Source organism: Acinetobacter sp. WZC-1, from assembly GCF_052544965.1.
The window spans coordinates 1,597,856-1,616,208 of record NZ_CP199370.1 but is presented as its reverse complement, the minus strand read 5'-3'; the positions used below and the strand labels follow the sequence as shown (position 1 = coordinate 1,616,208).

Genomic DNA, 18,353 nt, shown 5'->3' with positions numbered 1-18,353 from the left:
TTAATTAAACGGCAGAAAACGATAAATGTTGTACTTATGGATGCCTGAGGCCGGTGGGAGCTGGCAATGGTCACGTGGTGAAAACTGGACACAGGCACAAAGCCTGGAACAGCTGATTCATGAGATTAAATCAGAACAAAATGAAGACGCGGTGGTTTATTTCCCCAGCCGTGATGTACAGATTCTCCAGCAGAATTTAAGCAAGGCTCAGTACAAGCAGCTGGGACCTGAAGGCATTAAATACTTACTGGAAGAATTTGTGATTTCATCTGTGGATCAGATGAAAGTATTTTCTCATTTTGAACAACCAGATCGGGTGTCTGTACTGGGGGTGGCGCAGAATATGGTCCTGACATTGCAGCATGCATTGTCGTTGATTCCGGTCAGGGTGATTTCCCTGTTGCCTGATTTTCTGATGCTACCGGTTCCAGAAGAGAACTACACCGTATTGGCGAGTATCCATGGCCGTTTACTGGTGCGTGAAAGTGAATATCTGGGAAATTCCATTGATGATCTGAGTCTGTATCTGGACGTTGCAGAAAAAGACCGGAACTATCAGTACAGTGGCCTGACCGAGGCACAGACCGACAGTCTGTTTGCAGTGACGACCCCTGAAACCCGTGAAAGTTTTGATTATCAGTTCACTGAAATTAAAAAAACCCGGAATCATGTCTATAACATTTTACCGCATGAAAAAAAGTCGGGTCATGCTGTTTCAGGCTATTGGAAAGCCTGTGCGGCCGTGCTGGTGGCGTTACTGCTGGTGCAGTTCAGTTATGATGCATTGCGCTGGTTTAAGCTGAAAAAGATTGCAGATCAGAGTGCAGTCATTGCCATGGATCAATACCACTCCTGGTTTGGTGACAAAGCCCGCGTGACAGAGGAGACGATCCGTGATGAATTTAAAAAGAAACTGGATTTAAGTATCGGTGCAAATACTCAGGCTTTACAGTTACTGAGTCGGGTCGGACCAATTCTGATGCAGCATCAGATTATTGCCAATAAGGTGGATTATGATGCATCCATTTTAAATATGGATCTGGTGGCCCGATCTTCAGATGCATTGCAGACATTGGTGAAGCAGTTGAATCAACAGGGGTTCAAGGCTGAACTTGGGAATATTCAGACACAGGATTCATCTGTGGTTGGTCTGGTGAAAATACAATAATGAAAGCATTGGATAAATTTCAGACAAAAATGGATGACAGGATTGGACAGGTTTTAGTTCAGCTGGAAAAAATGTCTGCCCGTGAACGGATCATGGTGATTTTTACCACAGTTTTTGTGGTTGTTGCGGCCATTGGTTCTGCACTGTGGTACATGCATGCTGCGGCAGAAAAGCAGCAGAACCGGCTCAATGGCCTGAAAGACCTGGTGGTCTGGATGCAGAGTAATGTGGTTGCCATGAAGCCGACAGATGATCCAGCCATGACCACTGCCGATAAGGTTCAGCGGGCGGCACAGCGACAGGAGCTGGCTGTGGCGGTATCACAGCAGGCGGACAAACAGATGCAGATTGTTGCACAGCATGAAAACTATGCTGTATTGGCCAATTTTCTGACTCAGCTGGCGCAGGCGGGAATCAGTATTCAGAAAATGGAACTCAGCAAGGCGGACGGCAAGGTCAAACTGACTGCAACTGTACAGTAGTGAACAAATAAACGGTTGTCAGGCATGGTGTTTTATATGATCTATGTCATATAATGTCACTATCTGGAAAGCAGTAGACTTTGATTGATATGTTATATTCGCTTGCACGCCCTTTGTTGTTTTCCCTGGCACCAGAACGTGCGCATGAACTGACATTATCATTACTTAAATCCTGTCAGAAAATAGGCATGATGCGGCAGCCTGTTGCAGCTAAACCAGTGACCTGTATGGGAATCGAATTTCCCAACCCTGTGGGGCTTGCAGCAGGCCTGGACAAAAATGGTGCCTATATTGATGCGCTGGCAGCGCTTGGTTTCGGTTTTATTGAAATTGGAACCGTCACACCACGCCCTCAGTCGGGCAATCCTCAGCCCCGTTTATTCAGAATTCCGGGAGCCCGCGCCATTATTAACCGTATGGGATTCAATAATGAAGGCGTCGATCAACTGGTAGAAAATGTCAAGGCTGCACGTTTTAAGGGTATTTTAGGCATTAATATCGGCAAGAACGCCGATACCTCTGTTGAGGATGCTGTTGCTGATTATTTGCTCTGCCTGGAAAAAGTCTATCATTATGCTTCCTATATCACAGTCAATATTTCCTCTCCAAATACGAAAAATCTGCGTAGCCTGCAAAGTGGTCATGCGTTGACTGAACTGCTGAGAACGCTCAGAAAACGTCAGTTGGAACTGGCCGCAGAATATCAGCACTATGTGCCACTGGTGCTGAAGGTGGCACCGGACCTGACCGGGCAGGACATTGAATTTATTGCATCACAGTTGATTCAGTTTAATATTGATGGATTGATTGTCACCAATACCACGCTGTCACGGGAGGGTGTGGAAAATCTGCCCTTTGCTGATGAAAGTGGTGGTCTGTCCGGTGCGCCAGTATTTGAAAAAAGCACGTGGTGCCTGGCAGAATTTTCACAGCACCTGAAAGGCACGGTCCCCTTGATCGGGGTGGGTGGTATCCTCAGTGGCGAGCAGGCTGCTGCAAAACAGCAGGCCGGTGCCAGTCTGGTTCAGTTATACAGCGGTATGATTTATACTGGGCCGGAACTGATTAAAGACTGCGTTAATGCCATGATCTGACTATGAATACAATTGATATTGTTATCCTGATTATTCTGCTGATTGGCGGATTGAATGGTTTGCGTCAGGGATTTATTCAGGCATTTGCCAGTCTGGCAGGCTGGATATTTGCTTTCATTGTCGCTGCAAAATATGCGGTTGTGGTTGCTCCCTATATGGCGGGTCTCAGCCACGATCCTGTAGTGCAGAAGATTGCTGCCTTTGCCGCAATTGTACTCGGCATTCTTGTGCTGACCTGGCTGGTCAGTGCATTACTGGGCAGTATTTTAAACAGTTTAAGACTCGGACTGCTGAATCGGCTGGTGGGTGGTGTATTCGGGACCTTGAAAGGTCTGTTTATCGTCCTCATTATCATGCATATGCTTGGACCGTGGGTCGAAAGTTCACCTCACTGGAAACAGTCAAAAGCCATACAGCTGCTGTTGCCTTATGCATCACGGGTGACTGAACTGGGCAAAGACGCTGCAAGTCTTGCCCTGAATGAAATACAGTCGTCCGGCAGTCAGTCTGCGGGCACTGGATCAGAACCTGATACTGCTGAGAAAGTAAAGTCTTTTGATTCAGTCAGAAATTCCTTTTATTAATCCCAGCCCGTCTGCGAGGTAGTTATGTGTGGAGTCGTTGGTATAGCCGGTAAATCACCTGTGAACCAGATGTTATTTGATGCGTTGACGATGCTGCAGCATCGCGGACAGGATGCAGCCGGGATTGTAACGTGCCATAACGGCCGTCTTTTTTTAAGAAAGGACAATGGCATGGTCCGGGATGTCTTTCATACCCGTCATATGCGCGCATTACTGGGAAACTACGGGATTGGTCATGTGCGTTATCCGACTGCCGGTTCTGCAAGCAGTGCTGAAGCCCAGCCATTTTATGTGAACTCCCCCTATGGAATTACGCTGGCGCATAACGGTAATCTGACCAATGCTGCCGATATTCATGATGATCTGTTCAAAACCGATTTGCGTCATATGAACACAGATTCGGATTCGGAAGTGCTGCTGAATGTTTTTGCACATGAGTTGCAGAAGTGTGGTACGCTGGTCCCGACACCGGATGATATTTTTCATACGGTAAAACGGGTACACGAACGCTGCAAGGGTGCTTATGCCGTGGTGGCCATGGTGACCGGGCATGGCCTGGTGGGCTTTCGTGATCCCAATGGGATCCGACCGTTGATTTTTGGTTCCCGCCTGGCAGATAATGGTGAAAAGGAATATATCATTGCATCAGAATCAGTGGCGATTACCGCACTGGGCTTTAAGGTTGAACGTGATGTTGAACCCGGCGAAGCCATTTATATTGATGCAGAAGGGAAATTATTTTCACGTCAGTGTGCGGCGGAGCCACGCTATCGTCCATGTATTTTCGAATATGTTTATTTTGCACGTCCGGATGCAACAATTGATGGCATTTCCGTGTACAAAGCCCGTCTGAAAATGGGTGAAAAACTGGCGCATCGTATTCTGCGTGAATGGGGCGAGGATCATGACATTGATGTTGTGATTCCAATTCCGGACACCAGTCGGACCTCAGCACTGGAGCTGGCCAATATACTGGGGGTGAAGTTCCGTGAAGGTTTTATGAAGAACCGTTACATTGGCCGGACCTTTATCATGCCGGGTCAGCAGCAGCGTAAAAAATCGGTCCGCCATAAACTGAATCCGGTTGAGCTTGAGTTTAAGGACAAAAACGTTTTATTGGTGGATGACTCCATTGTCCGTGGTACCACCTGTAATGAAATTATTCAGATGGCACGGGATGCCGGCGCTAAAAAAGTATATTTTGCATCAGCAGCGCCCATGGTCAAATATCCGAATGTTTACGGTATTGATATGCCGGCCAAGGCGGAACTTATCGCTTCCAATCGCAGTGTCAGCGAAATTGAAGCCATTATCGGTGCTGACCGGTTAATTTTCCAGGATCTGGAAGAGCTGAAAGCAGCAGTCCGTACCAGAAAAGTACCAGTCGTGACTGAGTTTGACTGTTCAGTATTTGATGGAAGCTATGTGACCGGAGATATTGATGCAGATTATCTGGAACGGCTGGAACAAAGCCGCAGTGATACTGCAAAGGAAAAGAAGGATGGTTATATTGATGTGAATGTCGATAATGCCTCAGTCGATTTGAGCGGTATTGTGGAAGAATAACAGCACGTTGAACAGGGACGGATAAAAAAGCGGGTAATTCCCGCTTTTTTATCTTATGCTGTATCAGCAATCTAAGGGGGAATTCTGCATTGAAGGATGTCAGTCACTACCTGGTGAAAAATAAGAATATGCTGTGGTCGGCAAGCATTTGCCTGCTTGCGGTCATGCTGACGATTTTTATCTTAAATATCATTCTCGGATTGTTTGTCTATTATGTCGATCCGACTGAATCCATTTTCTGGCATGTGCTGAGTCCCCGTTTTGTCTGTCTGTTACTGGTCATTATTGGCTGGTCCATCGCCTGCGAGTTTTATGTATTTCGGGCGGGTGGACATTCACTGGCCAAACAGCTGAATGCCAGGCGCCTGAGCCTGATTGAAAGTACCCCGGAAGAAAGTACTGCACTGAAAATAACGAACCAGCTTGCAGAGACTTTTGCCATTGATGTGCCGGCTGTTTATGTGCTGTCGGATGAAATAGGGGTCAATGCGCTGACTGCCGGTTTTTATCCCAGTGATACGGTGATCATACTGACCTGGGGAGCCTTGCAGAATCTGGATGAACAGGAGCTGTATGGTCTGTTGGGACATGAGTTTAATCAGATTTTATCCGGTGAGGCAAAAGAGAATACCCGATTAAAAATTCTGTACAGTGGATTAACCACATTCAGCCAGTGGGGCAGTAAAATTGCCAAGCAGGGATTCAGCCGTTATGGCATGAGCCGTCGGCATAAGTTTGAAACCAGTTTTGTTGCCGTCGGAGGTGTTATCTGGCTGATGGGCAGTATGGGAGTCCTGATTTCCCGGCTCATTAAATATTTCACCCTGGGGGGACGCACTTTTTATAATGATGCCAGAACCCGGCGCCTGGTGTTGAAGGACGCCAATATCCAGACCCTGCTGCGTATTTATGTACATCATGCCGGTTCACAGATTCACAGTGAATATTCAGAAGCCATTGCTCATATGTGTTTTGCAAACTCACTCAGTCCACAAAGCTGGCTGAATATCCATCCCAGTATTGAAGACCGGATTTATGAGCTGAATCCGACTTTATTGCAGGGTCTGCAGCTTGAAAATCTGAAACGTTTAAAGAATGTGCCCTGGTTCAGTCTGATGCGTTCGTTTGAGGAATCCACTGTTGAAATTCATAGTCCCTGGGTTTCTCCTCAGCCACTGCCTTTGCTGCGCTTATCGCCAATCAGTTTTGCATTGAATGATGCCATTAAACCGTTGAATCCTGACATCAGACGCAATATGGAACGCCCGGAGCTGCTCCAGCGTGCCATGCAGACAGCGACTGGTTCACGTGAAGTGATGGTGGCCATTCTGATGATCCGTCAGTATCGTGAATTTATTCCATCGGGTGCAGAAGTCAGTCGGGCAATTGTTGATTCACTGCTGAATCTTGATGGTCGTGTACATATTCAGATTTTTTATGATGCCTGTGAAAACCTTGGCAATATGCCGGCAACCAGTGCCCGGCAATTTATTACCCGGTTGTCAAAAATTATTCAGGAAGATGGTGAAATTGGGTTGCTGGATGCCTTGCTGATCGAGAAGGTCAAGGCAGAACTGCATCTATTGCCGGCTCATACTCCTTCATCACTGCAGGAGGTCAAGCCGCAGATTGTGCGACTGATTGATGCGCTGCTGCATGTTCAGCAGATTAACAGTGCCAGTCAGCTGGATGTCCGCTATCAGATTCTGGAGCGGGTACTGAGTCATGAGGAGCTGGTTCTATATGAGGAAATCTCGGATGAGCCGATTGATCTTGGTGAAATTGTCAATGATATTGCAGGCTTACTGTTGCGTGATCGTTTAACTATATTGGGCGTGGCTGAAATTTGCCTATGGCATGATCGCATCATTACTCAGGATGAACTGGATGTGCTGGAATTGCTGTACTGGCGACTGAGTTTTGAAACAGAGGATATCGTCGATCAGATGCAGAAGAAAAATAGTGTCATGATTGTTTAAGTGATTTATCTTCGCGGATTATCCTGCATACCGGTGCAGGGTTTTTCTTCAGCCAGCAGGGAAAACGCTGCAAAATCGGTAAAAGCCCGTTACACTGTATGAGGAATACAGACTCTTTAAGTGGTCATGAATGTGAATAAATCAGAACATCAGCGCAGTATTTTAGCGGTATTGGGGATCGATATCTGGGTGCCCAGGACAGTACAGTCACGTTGCTATCTGAATGCTCTGTATCGTGATGTGCCGGCAGCTGAAACACAATCAGTCATTGCTTTGCAACCGGTTCAATTCAGTCCGGTTCAGGAACAGCTCTCAGACAACGGACAGGGACCGGCAAATCAGCAGGCAGAAAAAAATGGTACTGATATTGACGATATTGACCTGCAGATTGATGCAATACCGGTCAGCACAGCACCTGCTGCACAGCCGGTTCATGCAGAACGGTTGCCTGAAATATCAGCCACGGTTGTGATGATTGCACCCTTCATGCTTCAGATGTTTTGTATGGACAGTTATGCATTGATGGTGGATGCGACAGATTTAAGCGCTGAACAGCTGCGCTTATGGACCAGTATTCAGGCGGCAATACCGGGAACACTGCATGACGTCAAATGGCCATTTCCGCTGGAAAGTTTTCAGGATGAGCGGGGCGTAGAAACCTATATTCAGGGTTTTCTGAATGCGTTCTGTCAGGAAAGAAAAATTTTATGCTTAGGCACAGTGCCATATCGGGGTCATTCGGAGAGTATCCCGCTCCCGGGTTTACAGGAGATGCTGGATGCACCACTGTTAAAGCGGCGTTTATGGCAATTGATGCAACAGAATTCAGTATAAAAGTGGATATGAAATGAACAAAAAAGTGGTCGTTTTCAGCCAGATTGATCCGGATATTTTATCCAGGTTACAAAGCATGTATCGCGTCGCGGTCATTCACCCGAAAAATGGTGATGTCAATGAACAGATCAGCAGGGAAACAGTGGATGCCGACGCCATGATCGGGGCCGGGCGGTTGTTGAATGCCTCCAGTCTGCAGAATGCCCGACAACTGAAAATTATTTCCAGCGTCAGTGTCGGTTATGACAATTATGATGTGGATTATCTGAATGAACGCAAAATATGGCTGGCACATACGCCGCATGTTCTGACCGAGACTACAGCTGACCTGGCATTTACTTTGCTGATGAGTGCTGCACGCAAAGTTGTTGCACTGGATCGATGGACTAAACAGGGCGAATGGAAACGTACAGCAGGCCCTGAGCTGTATGGACGGGATATATTCGGAAAAACCCTGGGGATTATTGGTCTGGGGCATATTGGTGCAGCCATTGCCCGTCGGGGACTTTATGGTTTCCACATGAATATTCTGTACCATAACCGTCGTGAAAGGCCGGAACTGGCGCAGCCTCTGAATGCCGGGTATCGGAGTCTGGAAGCATTATTGCAACAGGCTGATTTTGTGGTGGTTGCAGTGGATCTGAACCGGGAATCCCAGGCGCTGATTGGTGAAAAAGAATTCAGTCTGATGCAGCAACATGCCGTCTTTGTGAATATTTCACGCGGTTCTGTGGTTGACGAACAGGCTTTGATTCAGGCTCTGCAGAGTCGGCAGATTTTTGCAGCAGGGCTGGATGTATACGCCCGCGAACCTTTACAGACATCTGCACTGTTTCAGTTGGATAATGTGGTGACTTTACCGCATGTTGGTTCAGCGACCGCTGAAACACGTAAAAAAATGGCTGAACTTGCCTTTGAAAATCTGGTGAATGCGCTGGAAGGGCGGTTGCCCCGTTATCTGGTCAATCCGGATTTCAGTTAAAACAACATAACAGTTCATTGCGTATTTATCCTGATTTCAATGCTATATTAAATTTAATTTTTCCTTAGAGTTCCGGGTTTGAAAAAAACTTTACTGATCCTCAGTTTATGTCTGAATACAGTCATCAGTTCAGCTGAAGGATTCCATTCGTCAGTGGCACCGCAATTTGAGGTGCCGGAAATTGGCGGAGGGGTGGGTTTGATTGACCGGCAAAAAGAAAAAATGATTGGTGAAAAAGTCTATCGCCAGGTGCAGCAGCAATTGCCGATTATTCAGGATCCCTGGCTGGAAGATCAGTTTATGGCGATTTTCAGTCGCTTGCTCAGCCAGACCCAGTTGGGACAGCCCATTGGCCTGGTCATGGTCAGGGATGCGCAGATTAATGCCTTTGCAGTTCCCGGTGGATTATTTGCCTTAAATGCCGGGATGGTAACATCATCAAAAAATATTGATGAAGTGGCCGGAGTGATGGCACATGAAATTGCACATGTCACACAACGTCATTACAGTCGATCAAGAGAGGCTTTCAAGGGACAGGGATTATTGGCATTGGCTGGTATTATTGTCGGTGCAGCATTGGCTGCCAAAGCAGATGGTGATGCCGGTGGTGCCGTCATGCTGGGTACACAGGCTGCGTTAATGGATCGACAACTCAGTTACAGCCGAAATCAGGAGCGTGAAGCAGACCGTATTGGTATGCAGTTTATGTATGGTGCAGGTTATAACCCGGAGAGCATGGCCGATTTTTTTGAAACCATGCATCGGACCACCAGCCGATTGAGTTTCCTTCCTGATTTCTGGCTGACGCATCCGTTGACAACTGAGCGGATGAGCGAGGCCCGTTTACGTGCATCTCAGTTCCCGCGCATTCCATACCGGAATGCCCAGCCTGAGTTTGACATTATTAAATGGTATACTGCGGTCATTTCAGAACAGGCGACAGAACGGCAATTACAGGTATTGGCACAGGGTAATAATATGGCGGGCTTACTGGCATTCAGCCAGTTTTACCTGATGCAGGGGGATTTTGAAAATGCACAGAAACAGTTGAATCTGGCAAAAAAAATCAGCCCTGATCATAATTTAGTGACCCTGATACAGACCAACATCTATCTTGGGCAGAATAAAATGGATGATGCATATCAGACTATCGTCAATAAGCAAAGAATCATGCCGGAAAACAGGGCACTGACTTATAAGCTGGCTGAAGTCCTGATCCGTCAGAATAAACCCCGGGATGCAGAACAGTTGGTCAATCGATTTATCAACCGCAATTACCGGGACATTATGGGCTGGCAATTATTGCAGCAGGCAGCCAATATGGATCGGAGCAATCCATTACGTACAGTGAATGTGCTGCGTAATCGTGCTGAGGTACAGTATTGGTCGGGTGCGGAAGAAAGCGCCATTAAGTCGCTGCTGCATGCTCAGCGACTGGCAAAGGACAATAATGCCATGAGTGCCAGAATTGATGGGCGACTGAAAACCATGCAGGATGAATATAAACTGAAAATTTAAAGGATGATTGTTCTGGAATGACTTGGATCCAGCGATTTGTGGCAAATGGAACAGCATGGGGTAAAGAAAATATACTGTTCCCTGTAAAAGGAACCCGTTAAGCTTGAATGCCTGACTCTTTGAGAAGAGATTTGATACTCAATGAAAAAAATTCTGATGATGACTGGCATGATGGTATGTTGCACAATTGGCTGGAATGCAGAGATTCCAGAGGCGTATGTACGGGGCGTTGAAAAAGCTTCCAGTCAGTACAATACTGAGATGAGGAATTTTCTGAGAAGCCTGGATCCGAAACTGACCCGGTTTGATTCCCGGCAGCAGGATCGATTCTGTCATATTGTTACACAGTATATTAATGATATTTATCGCATAACCGACCAGAACAGAGGGCAGTTGCCTTTATCCTATGCCTCGTTCAGTCAACAGGATGTGATTAATCAGGTGATGGCTTCAACTGAAATGCAGTTACTGAAAAAATATGATATTCAGTGTGATTTTAAAGCAATTGAAAAATAGATAAAGGAATGGAATAGCAGTGATTGTGAATATAAAATAATAACAGGAAGTCAGATCAGATTTGAACTGGGATCAGCTTATGTAAGCTTTGCCTTAATTTTGGCTGAAACCTGTGCAGGATCGGCACGTCCGGCTATGATCGGACGTAGAGAATTCATCACCTTACCCATATCTTTCATGCCAGTTGCATTCTGAGCATTAATTGTCTGCTCAATGATGGAATCAAGCTCTTCCTCAGTCATAGCGGCTGGTAGAAACTGAGAGATAATCTCAACTTCGGCTTGTTCCTTACTGGCTAAGTCTTGTCGACTGGCGCCTTCATAGGCTTTAATCGACTCTTTACGTTGTTTGATTTGCTTTTCGATGACAGCTAAAACCCGACCTTCATCAAGTTCTATGCGTTCATCCACTTCGATTTGTTTGATCGCTGCCTGCAGACCACGTAAAACTGTTACTGTTGCCATTTCTTTGGCACGCATGGCGCTTTTCAATGCATCAGTAATCTGAGTTTTTAAGGCAGTCATTTATTTTGTCCGGCGGGTCGATCAATCACAAATTAATTAGTAAAGGCGAGTGGTACGAATGGATTCGCGTGCCAGTTTTTTCTGGTAGCGTTTTACTGCAGCTGCTTTTTTACGCTTACGTTCCTGAGTCGGTTTTTCGTAAAACTCACGTTTACGAACATCAGCTAAAACACCTGCTTTTTCGCATGAACGCTTGAAACGGCGGATAGCGACGTCTACCGGCTCACCTTCTTTCAATTTAACTTGTGGCATGAATAATCCTCTGAGTGATGGGATAGATCAGATGCACCATTGCACCGGATCACAAGTGAAGGACCGTATTTTACTCATTTACAACCGATACCACAAGTCTATAATAGCGCAGGGCAGTATTTGTAACAGATAAAAAGGCAGTTTGATGATTGTTCTTGGCTTGGAAACGTCGTGTGATGAAACCGGACTGGCGCTGTATGACAGTAAAACCGGTTTAAGGGGGCAGGTGCTCTACAGCCAGATCAAACTGCACGCCGAATACGGTGGTGTGGTGCCGGAACTTGCTTCACGTGATCATGTGCGTAAATTGATTCCGCTCATCAATCAGCTGCTTGAACAAAGTGGCGTCAAAAAATCTGAAATTGATGCAATTGCCTATACCCGTGGTCCGGGCCTGATGGGCGCTTTAATGACCGGTGCATTGTTTGGCCGTAGTCTGGCTTTTGCACTCAATAAGCCTGCCATTGGGGTGCATCATATGGAAGGTCATATGCTTGCACCGTTATTGTCTGCCAATCCACCTGAATTTCCTTTTGTCGCCTTACTGGTTTCTGGCGGTCATACCCAGTTGATGGCGGCCTATGGCATTGGACAATATGAAATGCTGGGTGAATCCATCGATGATGCAGCCGGTGAGGCATTTGATAAGGTCGCAAAAATGATGGAGTTGCCTTATCCAGGAGGACCCAGTATTGCACGACTGGCAGAACAGGGTGACAGCAAAGCCTTTGATTTCCCCCGTCCAATGCTGCATCAGGGACTGGATTTTTCATTCAGTGGCCTGAAAACTTCGGTGTCCAATCAGCTGAAAAAAGTACAGGGCCAGCAGCGTGAAGAGGATATTGCTGCGTCATTTCAGGAAGCGCTGGTGGATACCCTGGTAAAAAAATCGGTCAAGGCACTGAAACAGACCGGTTTAAAACGACTGGTGATTGCTGGTGGGGTCAGTGCCAATCAGCGCTTACGGCAACGATTGGAAGCAGATCTGAAAAAAATGAATGCACAGGTTTATTATGCTGAGCCGGCATTGTGTACAGACAATGGCGCCATGATCGCTTTTGCCGGTTATCAGCGTTTAAAGGGAGGGCAGCAGGATGGATTATCAGTGACCACCACACCCCGCTGGCCAATGACCGAATTAAGCGCACCTGCCGATCAAAGCGAAGCAACTGAGGAAAACTGAGTTACCACCCAGGACTGAAACCGGGGCAATGGAGACTGAAAACCATAAAATGGATGGTTTAGACTGAAAAGACAAAGCCGGGCTTGATTAAGCGTTTAGTTTATACCATGATTTCAGTCATGCATTAAAATCAGAGCTGAAAATGAAAACATCAACGCATGAATTGCCCGATCATTCATTAGACGTAGAACCAGTCGATCACTTTTACTCGAAATTTGCACAAGGTGTACCATTGGCTTATGAAGTCATGGATATTCATCATATTGAGGATGCTGCAAAACCCGGTAGTTTCATTGAATTCCGGCTGGGGGGATTCGGTTCAGAAATATCGGCACATCCTTTTGAAAAAAATAAATTTTACTTGCTGACGGATCGTGGGCCCAATACCACCTATGATGTCAATCATGATCACGGTAAAATTTTTCTGGATCCGGCTTATACGCCCAGAATTGGCCTGTTTGAATTGCAGGAAGACGGCTCGATTCAGAAAATTAAGGAAATCCTGTTAAAAAATCCGGAAGGTCAACTTATTACCGGCCTGCCTAACCGACATTTCGGTGCGACCAAAGAAGTTGCCTATGATCAGTATGCGAAAATATTGCAACAGGGCACAGATGAGTTCGGTCTGGATTCCGAAGGACTGGTGGCTCTTAAGGATGGGACTTTCTGGGTCAGTGATGAATATGGCCCGCATCTGGTTCACTTTGATGCCAATGGTGTGGAAATTGATCGTATCAATGCCTATGTACACGACAGCCGCAGAAAATCAGATTACCTGTTGCCGGCAGAATATGCCAGTCGACGGCCAAATCGGGGAATGGAAGGCCTGACCATCAGTCCGGACCAGAAAAAGCTGATCGGAATCATGCAATCTGCCATGAGTAATCCGGATGCATCCGTAAACAAATCGGATTTAACCCGTATTGTCATGATTGATCTGGATACAAAAGCTGTTTCGCAGTATTTATATCGGCAGGAAGGCGGGGCAGACGTACATTCCAATACCGCAATTACCGCATTGAGTGCAACCAGTTTCCTGGTTGCAGAGCGTGACGATGACTTTTATAAGGATAATCCACAGGCGTTTAAGCGTGTTTATAAAATCAGCCTGAAGGGCGCAACGGATCTGGAGCAGATACAGGAAATAGATATGCTCAGGCAGCATGCAGATATGGGTGTGACTGTGGATGGACAGAGTCTGGAGCAGTATGTGCTGAGTGCAGGGTGGGATGGGCTGGCAGAACTGGGGATTTTACCTGTCACCAAAACACTGGTGGTGGATCTGGTGGAGCGCTTGCAATACCCGCACGATAAGGTGGAAGGCTTGTGGATTGTGGATGAACAGCATCTGGCAGTGATCAATGATGATGATTATGCCTTTACGGAAACAGAAGGGATGCTGACACAAAAATATCTGGATCGGGATCAGCAGGTGATTGATGGAAATACTTTATATATTATCGATCAGCTGGATTTAAAACCGTTGCCATAACCGGTAATGGTGCTTGTGTCCAATTGGATAGTGGCTGTAAAAGTAGGTGTTGTTCTGATTGCATCAGGCGGCTGAGATCCACCACCTGATGCAAAAATAAGATTCAGTACTGGAACGGGGTACATGGGGCTGTCTGATCAATAACGGGATTGGTGGACCATTAGCCTGTCATCCCCGCGGTGTCAGTTGTCACGGCATTAATAATAACTGCCATGCATATAACTCCATGAGTTAAACTGCTGCGCCAGTGAAGAAAGAATAAAATCAATATCCAGGCCCTTACGGATCACAACCGGATAAGGACTGATCTGGCGTTCGCCTTTTTGTGCTGGAATCAATTGCCCCTGTTCATCGACCAGTGAGACCATGACGCCCTGTTCATAGCGGTTGATAACCTGACTGGCTGGCTGAATGGAGTCAACATAAGCATCTGCTTCAATAATCAGGTCGGCTTCAGCGGTAATCCGCTCACCAATCCCGGTGACCAGCCCCCGGTTGCCCTGACCTGATGGGTTGGCCGAACTGGCAAAACACAGGGTTTTATTGTTATTCCATAATTCAGCGACAATATTTTCACTGGGCACACCAAATTTAATGACAAAGCAACTGGTCTGACGCTGGTCCATCATTAACGTTTCAGAGCCATCCTGTGGAATATAGCTGCGTCCCTGTTCCTTCCACGGCAGAATGCAGCCTAACAGCACATCAGCCTGCCAGTGCTGTTCATAAAATTTTTCAATTTCAGGATTCATTTCTGCAAGTTCCCTGAGTTGTTGCAGCGAACCGCAAAGTACAACACCGGGTTTATTTCTTTTCCTCTGTTTGGCGTCAAACTTTCTCTCCAGACCCACTCGGTCAGTGGTCATAACGATATAACCGACTTTGGTCGGACTGACAATCATGCCGCCTGCACGGGACAGAATATCGACGGCTTCCGGTTGAATTGCCTGATTCCATTGAATTAATTTATTCATCAGTACACCCTGATAGCTGGTTTATGCCTATTTTTATTTGAATCTGTTGTTAAAGCAGATTCAGTGTCTGTTTTGTTCAGTTGAGTTGCCCATCGTCAGTAATATATTTTAGAGTTTTTCACCATTTTCATGTTCTGCATCGACTGAATCTGCGAGCGTGACAGGGATATCTGTATCATCGGGTAAAAACTGGCATGCTGATTCATCATCAGATGAACACTTCTTTCTCATGATCGAATGAATTTCGGGCTTCCAGATCCACCTGGGTTATAATGATAATCATTCATATTTGTGTATTCAATATAGTCATCTATTCATGCATTTTCAAGCAATTTTATGCATTGCATTTTCCGGTCGGGCCAATTCATTGCCAGTAAACCCATATCGAAAATACGTTAAAGTAACGCTGCTAAAAATCTACTTTAAACAATCTCAGGATGTGATAGGAACAGCTGCAGAAATGGATGAAATAGTACAGATACCTTTAATCCATTGCCCGCTGAACAAACCTAAAGTGCCCTGAGTTTTTTTGACCCGATCCAGTGTTTTGAAAACTGATACGCCGCACGACCTGAGCGCTGGCCACGGGCCTGACACCAGCGCAGGGCTTCGCTACGGGCTTCTTCACTAAAAGGCATCTGCTCTTTTTTCAGATAGTGCTCGGCAATTTCCAGATACAGTGCCTGATCCATCGGATAAAAAGACAACCATAGACCAAAACGGTCAGACAGGGAAATTTTTTCCTCAATGGCTTCCTGGGGGTGCAATTCCGTATATTGAGGCACATCCACCCGGGTGACCGGGGTATTTTCATGCATGAACTCAGGCAGTAAATGACGGCGATTACTGGTGGCATAAATAATAAAATTACTAGCACCTGACTGTAATGAACCATCCAGTACACTTTTTAAACTGCGGTAATTCTCATCTTCAGCATTAAATGCCAGGTCATCACAATAAACAATATATTTTTCAGGGCGGCCCTGGATCAGTTGCTGGATTTCCGGCAGATCAGACAGATCATCCCGTTCAATTTCAATCAGGCGGAGTCCCTGGTGCTGATATCTGGTCAGCAGGGAGCGGACAATGGAAGATTTCCCGGTACCCCGCGAACCGGTCAATAAAATATCATTTGCCGGCAGCCCCTTTAAAAACTGTTCCGTGTTTTGCAGAATACTGGCTTTTTGACGTTCAATGCCCTTTAAATCATCCAGCTGCATGGCTCTGGGCTGATAAATGGATTTCAGTTGTTTATCCTGCCATTTAAATGCCGGGGCAGAAAAATCGGTCTGCTGCCTGGCAGCTGGCAGGGATTGATGTAACTGTTCAAGGACGACAGTCAGAGATTGAATTAAATGTTCAGGTAAATCAAAAGTAGCCATAGCCATTCGCTGAATATTTGCAGTATTTAATCAGCATAGTAGCATCGTAATTTTATGCTGTCCCTGTATATGCACTGATTTTGATTGTAAAAGTCAGTAAATAATGCTTTTTGACCATTGCCAATCCCGATATGATTGGACATATAGTATGGATGGCAGGCTGAGCACTTTTTGAGTCGGATTTCCTGGTCGTGTGATTGTAATAACATGATTTTAGTGGTGTAGTCGTTTTTGAGTGTGACTTTAAGGAAAAGAGGCGCATATGATTCTGGATTCCGTTCGTGATCTTAATCCGCATCAGGCATACCGGATAAAAAAATTAAAAAGGGAACTGGACCGGGCTGAAAATTATCAGCAGTGGAAGTCGCTTGCCCTGAAAATGGATGAAGAAAGCGGGGCACAGGAGTGGAAATACGATAACAGTTCGCCTTATTTTGATGCTGAAATTATTGCGCATCGTCTGAATCTGTTAAAACGCTATCGTTCCCAGCACCGTACGGCTGACCTGATTTATATCCTGCGGGAAGGTTTCAGTCATGATGTTGCCAATATCGGACATCCAATGTTGTTTGCACACAGCTATATTGGCACTAAAAAAATTATTGAGGATTATATAGAGGAAGTCAGTCAGTCACTGGCTCATATTGCTTCTGAAAATTGTGCAAATTTAAGCATTCAGGACAAACTCAGTTTTTTTGAAAACTGTCAGAAAGCCTATGGACAGCCGGCGCTGATGTTTTCCGGAGGCGCAACCCTGGGACTGTTTCACAGTGGTGTCTGTAAAGTACTGATGGAACAGGACTTAATGCCAAAAGTGCTTTCCGGTTCAAGTGCAGGCGCCATCGTGACTGCCATGATGGGGGTGTCAACACCTGAAGAGATTCCAGGCATGATCTGCGGGGAACATTTCTACAGTGAGGCTTTTCATTTCCGGAGTTTCAGGGAGTTAATCAAAGGTAATGGCGGTTTTGCCGATGTCAGATATCTGAAAAAATTCCTGATTGAAAATTTAGGTGATTTGACCTTTGCAGAAGCATTTGAGCGATCCGGGCTGGATATTAACGTCACGGTAGCGCCCTACGACATTTCCCTGGAAGATGTCCGTATCATGAATAAATATACATCGCCTGATCTGCTGGTGTGGAGTGCGGTACTGGCATCCTGTGCGGTGCCTGTGTTATTTCCACCCATTCGCCTCACCAGTAAGCGTTATGATGGTGTGCAGACACCCTACCTGGCGAGTACCCGCTGGGTGGATGGCAGTGTACGCAATGACTTTCCTCAGGAACGTATGTCGAGATTGTATAATCTGAACTATACCATTGCCAGTCAGGTGAACCCGCATATCGTACCTTTTATGCAGGATGATGAAGCACGGTTTCGCAGAAATCTGCTCAGTTGGCCTGAAAAAATTATCAGGAAACAGGGGAAACTGGTGGCCATGGAAGCAATGGATTTCACCCGTGACCGTATGGGACGGATCCCGTCCATTCGCCGCATGCTGGATCATTGTTACGGCATTGTTGATCAGCGTTATTATGGCGATGTCAATATTATCGGAAAATACAGTCTGCGGCATTATGGCTATATGCTGCAAAATCCCCGCGCACATTTATTCAAACTCTTACAGCAGGAAGGTGAACGGGCGACATGGCCGAAAATTTCTTCCATTGAAACCCATGCCCGGATTGGCAAAACCATACAGCATTGTCTGGAAGAACTGCGATCTGCTGAACGCACAATAGACATCCCCACTCAGCATGCCGGAATATGATTTTACTGATCAGCTGAGGCAGCCCTGCAACTCCAGCCACAGTCAGGTA

17 protein-coding genes are annotated in these 18,353 nt (G+C 46.1%); 13 read left to right on the top strand and 4 right to left on the bottom strand.

What is annotated here, in order from left to right:
• The first annotated feature begins 25 nt into the window (after positions 1–25).
• The 10 genes from gspL to ACT6PV_RS07415 all read left to right on the top strand — a co-directional run bounded on the left by gspL (position 26) and on the right by ACT6PV_RS07415 (position 10,723).
• On the top strand, positions 26–1,168 hold the full coding sequence (gene gspL / locus ACT6PV_RS07460) for a type II secretion system protein GspL (protein ID WP_445115774.1): 1,143 nt from the start codon (positions 26–28) through the stop codon (positions 1,166–1,168).
• A complete protein-coding gene (gene gspM, locus ACT6PV_RS07455) occupies positions 1,168–1,650 on the top strand; it encodes a type II secretion system protein GspM (RefSeq protein ID WP_445115773.1) in 483 nt (160 codons plus the stop codon). Before gspL ends, gspM begins: the two co-directional genes overlap by 1 nt.
• A gap of 89 nt (positions 1,651–1,739) precedes the next feature.
• Positions 1,740–2,744, top strand: a complete 1,005-nt coding sequence (locus ACT6PV_RS07450) for a quinone-dependent dihydroorotate dehydrogenase (protein WP_445117059.1) — start codon at positions 1,740–1,742, stop codon at positions 2,742–2,744.
• 2 nt (positions 2,745–2,746) lie between these two features.
• Positions 2,747–3,328, top strand: a complete 582-nt coding sequence (locus tag ACT6PV_RS07445; protein WP_445115772.1) for a CvpA family protein — start codon at positions 2,747–2,749, stop codon at positions 3,326–3,328.
• 24 nt (positions 3,329–3,352) lie between these two features.
• Positions 3,353–4,894 carry an amidophosphoribosyltransferase gene (gene purF, locus ACT6PV_RS07440; protein WP_445115771.1) on the top strand — a complete coding sequence of 514 codons (1,542 nt, stop codon included), beginning with the start codon at positions 3,353–3,355 and terminating at the stop codon, positions 4,892–4,894.
• 89 nt (positions 4,895–4,983) lie between these two features.
• Positions 4,984–6,873: a M48 family metalloprotease gene (locus tag ACT6PV_RS07435; RefSeq protein ID WP_445115770.1), complete on the top strand. Its 1,890-nt coding sequence runs from the start codon at positions 4,984–4,986 to the stop codon at positions 6,871–6,873.
• Between the two features lie 132 nt (positions 6,874–7,005).
• Entirely contained in the window at positions 7,006–7,707 is a 702-nt protein-coding gene (locus ACT6PV_RS07430) for a hypothetical protein (RefSeq protein WP_445115769.1), read from the top strand.
• Between the two features lie 13 nt (positions 7,708–7,720).
• The gene (locus ACT6PV_RS07425) at positions 7,721–8,689 is read left to right on the top strand and encodes a 2-hydroxyacid dehydrogenase (protein WP_445115768.1); all 969 of its coding nucleotides are present in this window, start codon (positions 7,721–7,723) and stop codon (positions 8,687–8,689) included.
• A gap of 111 nt (positions 8,690–8,800) precedes the next feature.
• Entirely contained in the window at positions 8,801–10,207 is a 1,407-nt protein-coding gene (locus ACT6PV_RS07420) for a M48 family metalloprotease (RefSeq protein ID WP_445117058.1), read from the top strand.
• A 168-nt stretch (positions 10,208–10,375) separates the two neighbouring features.
• Positions 10,376–10,723, top strand: a complete 348-nt coding sequence (locus ACT6PV_RS07415) for a hypothetical protein (protein WP_445115767.1) — start codon at positions 10,376–10,378, stop codon at positions 10,721–10,723.
• 77 nt (positions 10,724–10,800) lie between these two features.
• Here the strand turns inward: ACT6PV_RS07415 and ACT6PV_RS07410 are convergent, their stop codons facing one another.
• Positions 10,801–11,247 (bottom strand): GatB/YqeY domain-containing protein, encoded by a 447-nt coding sequence (locus tag ACT6PV_RS07410; RefSeq protein WP_445115766.1) that lies wholly within the window; start codon positions 11,245–11,247, stop codon positions 10,801–10,803.
• Between the two features lie 36 nt (positions 11,248–11,283).
• Complete coding sequence (gene rpsU, locus ACT6PV_RS07405; RefSeq protein ID WP_054581683.1) at positions 11,284–11,499, bottom strand: 30S ribosomal protein S21; 216 nt, start codon at positions 11,497–11,499, stop codon at positions 11,284–11,286.
• A gap of 145 nt (positions 11,500–11,644) precedes the next feature.
• On the opposite strand from rpsU, the gene tsaD reads away from it, so the two are divergent.
• The gene (gene tsaD, locus ACT6PV_RS07400) at positions 11,645–12,682 is read left to right on the top strand and encodes a tRNA (adenosine(37)-N6)-threonylcarbamoyltransferase complex transferase subunit TsaD (RefSeq protein WP_445115765.1); all 1,038 of its coding nucleotides are present in this window, start codon (positions 11,645–11,647) and stop codon (positions 12,680–12,682) included.
• 142 nt (positions 12,683–12,824) lie between these two features.
• Positions 12,825–14,174 carry an esterase-like activity of phytase family protein gene (locus tag ACT6PV_RS07395; protein ID WP_445115764.1) on the top strand — a complete coding sequence of 450 codons (1,350 nt, stop codon included), beginning with the start codon at positions 12,825–12,827 and terminating at the stop codon, positions 14,172–14,174.
• 197 nt (positions 14,175–14,371) lie between these two features.
• Here the strand turns inward: ACT6PV_RS07395 and ACT6PV_RS07390 are convergent, their stop codons facing one another.
• Together ACT6PV_RS07390 and ACT6PV_RS07385 are read right to left on the bottom strand one after the other, a co-directional pair.
• Positions 14,372–15,148, bottom strand: coding sequence for an L-threonylcarbamoyladenylate synthase (locus ACT6PV_RS07390; protein WP_445115763.1), 777 nt, complete (start codon positions 15,146–15,148; stop codon positions 14,372–14,374).
• A 509-nt stretch (positions 15,149–15,657) separates the two neighbouring features.
• The gene (locus tag ACT6PV_RS07385) at positions 15,658–16,530 is read right to left on the bottom strand and encodes an ATP-binding protein (protein ID WP_445115762.1); all 873 of its coding nucleotides are present in this window, start codon (positions 16,528–16,530) and stop codon (positions 15,658–15,660) included.
• Between the two features lie 262 nt (positions 16,531–16,792).
• Between ACT6PV_RS07385 and ACT6PV_RS07380 the strand changes: the two genes are divergently transcribed.
• Positions 16,793–18,304 (top strand): DUF3336 domain-containing protein, encoded by a 1,512-nt coding sequence (locus ACT6PV_RS07380; protein ID WP_445115761.1) that lies wholly within the window; start codon positions 16,793–16,795, stop codon positions 18,302–18,304.
• Positions 18,305–18,353: the final 49 nt, after the last annotated feature.

Bases quoted from the DNA above. Each gene is read 5' to 3' on its own strand.
- gspL (WP_445115774.1), top strand. From the start codon at position 26: ATGTTGTACTTATGGATGCCTGAGGCCGGTGGGAGCTGGCAATGGTCA.
- gspM (WP_445115773.1), top strand. From the start codon at position 1,168: ATGAAAGCATTGGATAAATTTCAGACAAAAATGGATGACAGGATTGGA.
- ACT6PV_RS07450 (WP_445117059.1), top strand. From the start codon at position 1,740: ATGTTATATTCGCTTGCACGCCCTTTGTTGTTTTCCCTGGCACCAGAA.
- ACT6PV_RS07445 (WP_445115772.1), top strand. From the start codon at position 2,747: ATGAATACAATTGATATTGTTATCCTGATTATTCTGCTGATTGGCGGA.
- purF (WP_445115771.1), top strand. From the start codon at position 3,353: ATGTGTGGAGTCGTTGGTATAGCCGGTAAATCACCTGTGAACCAGATG.
- ACT6PV_RS07425 (WP_445115768.1), top strand. From the start codon at position 7,721: ATGAACAAAAAAGTGGTCGTTTTCAGCCAGATTGATCCGGATATTTTA.
- ACT6PV_RS07415 (WP_445115767.1), top strand. From the start codon at position 10,376: ATGATGGTATGTTGCACAATTGGCTGGAATGCAGAGATTCCAGAGGCG.
- ACT6PV_RS07410 (WP_445115766.1), bottom strand. From the start codon at position 11,247: ATGACTGCCTTAAAAACTCAGATTACTGATGCATTGAAAAGCGCCATG.
- rpsU (WP_054581683.1), bottom strand. From the start codon at position 11,499: ATGCCACAAGTTAAATTGAAAGAAGGTGAGCCGGTAGACGTCGCTATC.
- tsaD (WP_445115765.1), top strand. From the start codon at position 11,645: ATGATTGTTCTTGGCTTGGAAACGTCGTGTGATGAAACCGGACTGGCG.
- ACT6PV_RS07395 (WP_445115764.1), top strand. From the start codon at position 12,825: ATGAAAACATCAACGCATGAATTGCCCGATCATTCATTAGACGTAGAA.
- ACT6PV_RS07390 (WP_445115763.1), bottom strand. From the start codon at position 15,148: ATGAATAAATTAATTCAATGGAATCAGGCAATTCAACCGGAAGCCGTC.
- ACT6PV_RS07385 (WP_445115762.1), bottom strand. From the start codon at position 16,530: ATGGCTACTTTTGATTTACCTGAACATTTAATTCAATCTCTGACTGTC.
- ACT6PV_RS07380 (WP_445115761.1), top strand. From the start codon at position 16,793: ATGATTCTGGATTCCGTTCGTGATCTTAATCCGCATCAGGCATACCGG.